Source organism: Pseudonocardia sp. (assembly GCF_025965585.1).
GTDB lineage: Bacteria > Actinomycetota > Actinomycetes > Mycobacteriales > Pseudonocardiaceae > Pseudonocardia.
On the sequence record NZ_JAOPWR010000027.1, the window covers coordinates 1 to 6036 of the forward strand.

6 protein-coding genes and 1 pseudogene are annotated in these 6036 nt (G+C 76.2%); 4 read left to right on the forward strand and 3 right to left on the reverse strand.

Annotated features, from left to right (window positions below):
* The first annotated feature begins 103 nt into the window (after window positions 1–103).
* From JWR81_RS01340 to JWR81_RS01355, 4 genes and pseudogenes are all read left to right on the forward strand, one after another.
* Window positions 104–889: a type II secretion system F family protein gene (locus tag JWR81_RS01340; RefSeq protein ID WP_297645686.1), complete on the forward strand. Its 786-nt coding sequence runs from the start codon at window positions 104–106 to the stop codon at window positions 887–889.
* A 99-nt stretch (window positions 890–988) separates the two neighbouring features.
* Window positions 989–1126, forward strand: coding sequence for a DUF4244 domain-containing protein (locus JWR81_RS01345; protein WP_297645694.1), 138 nt, complete (start codon window positions 989–991; stop codon window positions 1124–1126).
* Window positions 1126–1542: a TadE family type IV pilus minor pilin gene (locus tag JWR81_RS01350; protein WP_297645687.1), complete on the forward strand. Its 417-nt coding sequence runs from the start codon at window positions 1126–1128 to the stop codon at window positions 1540–1542. The genes JWR81_RS01345 and JWR81_RS01350 overlap by 1 nt, the downstream gene beginning before the upstream one ends.
* Window positions 1539–1982 (forward strand): annotated as a pseudogene (locus JWR81_RS01355) (Rv3654c family TadE-like protein); the annotation flags it as partial. The gene JWR81_RS01350 and the pseudogene JWR81_RS01355, both read left to right, overlap by 4 nt.
* Window positions 1983–2441: 459 nt before the next feature.
* On the opposite strand, the gene JWR81_RS01360 reads toward JWR81_RS01355, so the two are convergent.
* Genes JWR81_RS01360 through JWR81_RS01370 form a run of 3 tightly spaced genes read right to left on the reverse strand, consistent with a single transcriptional unit; the run spans window position 2442 to window position 5629 of the window.
* Window positions 2442–4931 carry a DEAD/DEAH box helicase gene (locus JWR81_RS01360; RefSeq protein WP_297645689.1) on the reverse strand — a complete coding sequence of 830 codons (2490 nt, stop codon included), beginning with the start codon at window positions 4929–4931 and terminating at the stop codon, window positions 2442–2444.
* Between the two features lie 30 nt (window positions 4932–4961).
* Complete coding sequence (locus tag JWR81_RS01365) at window positions 4962–5387, reverse strand: hypothetical protein (protein WP_297645691.1); 426 nt, start codon at window positions 5385–5387, stop codon at window positions 4962–4964.
* Window positions 5384–5629, reverse strand: a complete 246-nt coding sequence (locus JWR81_RS01370; RefSeq protein ID WP_297645693.1) for a hypothetical protein — start codon at window positions 5627–5629, stop codon at window positions 5384–5386. The genes JWR81_RS01365 and JWR81_RS01370 overlap by 4 nt, the downstream gene beginning before the upstream one ends.
* Window positions 5630–6036 lie beyond the last annotated feature (407 nt).

The window sequence follows — 6036 nt, forward strand, 5'->3', positions numbered from 1 at the left end:
TGCGGGGCGGGGTGCTGGGCCAGATCCTGCTGGTGGTCGGCGTCGGGCTGGCTGCGGCCGGCCGCACCTGGACCGAACGCATCCTGCGCTCGGCGGTCCCCCGATGACGCCCGGCACGGCGAGCGCCGCAGCGGAACGCATGATCGCGACCCCGGCCGCGTCGGACGCTGCGACGCCCCTGGCCGCCGTCACGGTGCTCCTCGCGGTGGCCGTGCTGCTGGCCGACGCGCCCTCCGGTCGCTTGCGGCTGCGGTCCCTGGCCGCGCCCGCGCCGGCCACGGTGGCTCCCGACGCCGCGCTGCGCCCCGGGTGGGTCGCGGTCGGCGCCGCAGCACTCGGTGGGGTGGCGTTCGCGGTGTCCGGCGTCGTGGCCGCAACCGTCGTCACCGCACTGGCCGCCGCGGCCGGGGTCGTCGCGATGCGCCGCGCCGGACGACCGGCCGATCCCGACAGCGGCGCGCTCGCGGGCCGCTGGGAGCTCCTGGCCGTCTGCCTGGAGGCGGGACTGCCGGTGGCCGCGGCCGTGTCGGCCACGGCCGCACCGCTCGACGGCACTACCGGCACGCTGCTGCGCCGTGTGGCGGGGCTGCTGGAGCTGGGCGCCGATCCCGCCGACGCCTGGCGCGGCGCGACCGAGCTACCGGCACTGGCCACCTTCGCGCGGGCCGCAGGCCGCTCGGCAGGCACCGGCGCCGCACTGGCCCAGGTGGCCAGGGTCGAGGGCTCCCGCCTCCGCGCGGAGCTGATCGACACCGCACAGGCACGGGCGCAGCGGGCCGCCGTGCTCATCACAGGCCCGCTCGGCCTGTGCTTCCTGCCCGCGTTCCTGACCCTCGGTATCGCGCCGGTCGTCGTCGGCCTGGCGGGCGAGGCACTCGCGCGGTGGTGACCGCCACCGCGCACCGCATGAAGGAGGAGATCCGTGTTCCCGACCAGCACCCCCACCCCGTCCGTCCGCATCCGCAGGCTCGGCGAGGAGGACGAAGGGATGTCCACCGTCGAGTACGCCATCGGCACGATCGCCGCGGCTGCCTTCGCCGCGGTCCTCTACGCCGTGGTCAGTGGAGACTCGATCGTCACGGCGCTGACCGGTCTCGTGCAGCGCGCCCTCTCGGTCACGTTCTGATGGCGGCGAGGGCGCCGGGCACCGGGTCCCGGAGCGGGCACCACGCGGTCCGGCGTCCTCCCGCCGGACGGGCCCGGTGGAGTTCCGACCGCGGAGCCGTCACTGTCGAGGCGGCACTGGCCCTGAGCACGCTGGTGGTGTTCCTCGCGCTCGCCCTGGGCGCGCTGGCCGCGGTGACGGCGTCGATCAGGTGCGTCGACGCGGCGCGCGAGCTGGCCCGGCTCGCTGCCCGCGGGGAGCCGGAGCGCGGCCGGGAGGTCGCCGCCGAGCTCGCCCCGGACGGCGCCCTCCTGGACCTCCAGCAGGACGGCGACACCGTCACCTCGGTGGTGTCGGCGCAGCTGCTGCACCCGCTGCCGCTGCGGATCGGCGGCCGCGCCGTCGCGGTCGCCGAGCCGGGGACGGCGGCGTCATGACACCCACACCGCCTCACCGCACCACGCCCCGTCACCCCCCAGCGCCGTGTCACCACATCCGGGAGGACACCACCCACGGCGACGCGGGTGTCCGCCCGCGCCGCAGGGCGGTCGAGGGCCACGGCGACGACGGGCTGGCCACCGTCTGGGCCGCCGGGGCGGTCGCGGTGCTGGTCGGAGCGCTGGTCCTCGGCCTGCACGTCGGCGCCGCGGTGCTGGCCCGGCACCGCGCCGAGTCCGCGGCCGACCTGGCCGCCCTCGCCGCCGCCCAGCTCGCGGTGGAGGGCGAGAGCGCCGCCTGCGCCCGCGCGGGCGAGGTCGCCGCGGGCACGGGCGCGCGGGTCGTGCTCTGCCGGCTGTCCGGATGGGATGCGCTGGTGGAGGTGCAGGCTCCGGTGGCACTCGCCCTCCCGGGCGGCGACGCCGCCACCGGCCGGGCGCGGGCCGGTCCCGTCCCGATCGTCGCCGGAGCGGGCCCGCCGCCCGGCGGCCCAGGGTGGCCGTCCGGCGCACCGGAGCCCCTGCCGGCGGCGGTCGCGTTCGGCACCCGATCCGTGACCCTGTTCACGACGAACGGTCCGTGGGCCCCGTCGGGCGGGTCCTCGCGGGCGATCCGGTGGTTCCGGTGGCCGACCCGCGGCCGTCCGACGACTCGGCGCCGACGGCGCGCGCTCGTCGTTGCAGTAGCACCGATCGGCGACGTCCCCTGGATCCGGCCGTCCGGGCGGGGCTTACTGATAGCGCTCCCTTCCGGCCAGGGTCGGCGGGGAGCGACGAACTCGCTCCCCAGACTGCGGTGGGGTCGGCGCGTCCCCCCCGACGCTCACCCCCGAGCCGGCTCCACCGCATTAGGCCGCTACCGGCCGGCTCGCCCCCCGATTGGGCCGGCCGGTAGCGGCCTACCCCGCAGCGCGCCGCACGAGGCCGACCGGGCCCGCGGCCGGGCGCACAGGCTCCCCGAGCGCCTTGAGCACGACGTCGAGCACGAGCACCGCGCCGGCCTTGTCCAGCGGGACGTTGCCGTTGCCGCACTTGGGCGACTGCACGCAGGACGGACAGCCGGTACGACACTCGCAGCCCGCGATCGCCGCTCGGGTGGCGGCCAGCCACGCCCCCAGCACGGCGTGCCCACGCTCGGCGAAACCCGCCCCACCGGGGTGCCCGTCGTGCACGAAGACGGTGGGGCGGCCGGTGTGCGGGTGCATGGCGGTGGACATGCCGCCGATGTCCCAGCGGTCGCAGATCGCGAACAGCGGCAGCAGCCCGATCGCGGCGTGCTCCGCGGCGTGCAGCGCACCGGGGATGCGGGCGGGCATGATGCCGGCGGCCACGAGCGTGGCATCGTCCACGTCGTACCAGACGCCCCGGGTGCGCAGGGTCTGCTCGGGCAGGTCCAGCGGCACCGTCTCCAGCACGGTGCCGTCGGGCGTGCGGCGCTGGTAGGCCACCACCTGCGAGGTCACCGTCACCTCCCCGAACGAGACGGCCACCGGCCCGTGGTCGCGGTGTTCGAGCACGCGCGCCACCTGCACGTCGGCGGTGGAGCGGGCGTCGGTGCGCCAGTCCGGGTCGGCGGCGTGGACGAGGGCCACGCCGGACTCGAGGTCCAGGTCGTCCACCAGGTAGCTCTCGCCGCGGTGCAGATAGAGCGCCCCGGGGTGGGCCGTGGCCGGGGCCGAACCGCCGTCCACCGTGCCGAGCATCCGGCCGGTGGCGCCCTCCACCACGGCCACCTGCCCGAGGCCGGATCCGCGGATGTCCACGGACCCGGCCGGACGCTCGCGGGTCGACGGCCAGTACCAGCCGGTCGGCCTGCGGCGCAGCACACCGTCGGCCACGAGCTCGTCGAGGAGCTCGCGGGTGTCGCCCTCGCCGAAGACACCGCCGCCGAAGACGCCGTCGACGTCCGCCTCCGTCAGCGGGAGCTCGGCTGCCGCGCACACCAGGTGCGGGGCGAGCACGTAGGGGTTGGCCGGGTCGAGCACGCACCCCTCCACGGGAGCGCCGAGCAGGGCGGCGGGGTGGTGCACGAGGTAGGTGTCCATCGGGTCGTCCCGGGCCACGAGCACCACCAGCGACTCGTCCGCGGCACGGCCCGCGCGGCCGGCCTGCTGCCAGAACGACGCCCGCGTGCCGGGGAAGCCTGCCACCACCACGGCGTCGAGCCCCGCGATGTCCACGCCCAGCTCGAGCGCGTTGGTGGTGGCCACGCCGAGCAGGTCCCCTCCGGTCAGGGCGGCCTCGAGCGCCCGGCGCTCCTCCGGCAGGTAGCCGCCCCGGTAGGCCGCCACCCGGTCCACCAACCCGGGGTCGACGTCGGCGAGCACGCGCTGCGCCCCGAGCGCCGTCACCTCGGCTCCCCGCCGCGAACGGACGAACGCGAGCGTCCGCGCACCCTCCAGCACGAGGTCGGCCAGCATGCGCGACGCCTCCGCCCCGGCCGACCGGCGTACGGGAGCGCCGTTCTCCCCGGTCAGCTCCGGAATCAGCGGCGGCTCCCAGAGCGCCACGGTCCGGCTCGCGGCGGGCGAGCCGTCCACGGTCACGGCGGTCACGACCCGGCCGGTCAGCCGGCTCGCGAACGCGTCGGGCTCCGCCACCGTGGCCGACGCGAGCACCAGCGTCGGACGGGAGCCGTAGCGCGCGCACACGCGCAGCAGGCGGCGCAGCAGCAGCGCCACGTGCGAGCCGAACACCCCGCGGTAGGTGTGGCACTCGTCGATCACCACGAACTGCAGCTTCCGCAGAAAACCAGCCCAGCGGCCGTGCCGGGGCAGCACCGACCGGTGGAGCATGTCGGGGTTGCTGAACAACAGCCGTCCATGGCGACGGGCCCAGTCGCGGGCGTCGTCCGAGGTGTCCCCGTCGAGCGGCGCCGGCCGCACGTCGGGCAGGGCCAGCGTCTCGAGCGAGCGCAGCTGGTCGGCGGCCAGCGCCTTCGTCGGCGACAGGTAGAGAGCCGTGGCCCGCGGGTCCTCGGCGAACCGCGCGAGCACCGGCAGCAGGTAGGCCAGCGACTTGCCGGACGCGGTGCCCGTCGACACCACCACGTCCCGCCCGGCGTGGGCGAGCTCGGCCGCCTCCACCTGGTGGCTCCACGGCGTCCGCACCCCCGTGCGGACGAACGCGGCGCGCACCTCCTCCGGCACCCACCCCGGCCAGTCGACGGGCACGCCGGCCCGGGCCGGCAGCCGCACGCCGTGCCGCAACGGCCCAGCGGCGTCGAGCTCGGGGGCGCCGGTCGGCTCCCGGTCCGGACCTCCGTCCGCGCCGCGAGCGGGAGCCGCCACCGATGCGAGCGCCACGCTCCAGCCTGGTGGCGGCTCGGCACCCGAGCCCGCCAGCACCCGGCGGAGCAGCTGCTCGCCGCGCCCCTGTCCACCGGTCATGCCTGCGAGGTTGGCACACGACAACGACGCTCAGGCCATGGGCTGCACCGTGGCCTCCGCGATCCGGTCCAGCCCCCGGCGGGCGGCCTGCCAGCCGCCCGAGCGGGGCACTCGCGAGAGCAGTGCGACGAGGAACCGCTGGCCGTCGTCCGCCGCTCCCACGCTGTGCAGGCAGTAGATCCCCGAGGAGCAGCACATCCAGCCCTGCTCGGCCACCGCGCCCGGCCCCGCGGGCCCGTCCACGTCCGGGTCGGGCAGGCCGAACGCCTGGTCGAAGCCGTCGCGGGCGCGGGGCGCCGCTGCCTCCATGTCGTCGACGAGCAGGTCGGCCGCAGGCATGTCGTCGAGGATGTACGCCCAGATCGCCGCCATCTCCGACGCCGACACGCGCATCTCTCCCCACTGCGACTGGTCACGCGGGTTCGTGGTGACCTCGGGCCCCAACCGGGCGTTCACCCGGCCGGCCGCGCCCGCGCCACGAAGCGGCTCCAGATGGCGTTCATCGCGCTGTCGTCGCTGGGGCCGAGCGCCCGCCGGAACAGGACGAGGTCCGCACCGGTGACGGTGAGGCCCTCGGACCGCCTGCGGTCGAGCACGTCCACGGCCACCACCACCTTCGACAGCGACGCCGCGTAGAAGGGCTCGGTACCGCGCCTCCCGACGGCAGACTCGTCGGTGACGCGATCGAGCACGGCCACCACCAGCTGGGTGGAACCGGCCGCGACGGCCTCGGCCGCCGCGACGAGGCCGGTGCGGGGGGCCGGCGCGGGGCGGACGGCTCACGAACGGTTCCGGGATGGCGGCCTCAGCAGCCTCGTCGACAAGGGCCGGGACGCCGCTGTCAAGGGGTGCTGCTGGCCATGTGCACGGCCCGGTGCCGTACGGACGAGGCCGAGAGCACCACGACGAGTACCGCGAGTCCCAGTGCGGCGGTGGTCAACCGCGTCCTGAGCAGGGACTCAACGGCTTCACCCCCGAAGGGCGGACGACCTGCCGTTTCGGTTCTGCGCCACCGGCGATTCGTCCGATCCGCAACGTGATCGTTACGCACGTGACGAACAACACCACCCTGTAGGAGTTGCATCGATCACACTCCTACACTGCA

What these genes read in the sequence shown, in the direction of transcription:
- JWR81_RS01340 (WP_297645686.1), top strand. Translation starts at nt 104, where the DNA reads ATGACGCCCGGCACGGCGAGCGCCGCAGCGGAACGCATGATCGCGACC.
- JWR81_RS01345 (WP_297645694.1), top strand. Translation starts at nt 989, where the DNA reads ATGTCCACCGTCGAGTACGCCATCGGCACGATCGCCGCGGCTGCCTTC.
- JWR81_RS01350 (WP_297645687.1), top strand. Translation starts at nt 1,126, where the DNA reads ATGGCGGCGAGGGCGCCGGGCACCGGGTCCCGGAGCGGGCACCACGCG.
- JWR81_RS01360 (WP_297645689.1), bottom strand. Translation starts at nt 4,931, where the DNA reads ATGACCGGTGGACAGGGGCGCGGCGAGCAGCTGCTCCGCCGGGTGCTG.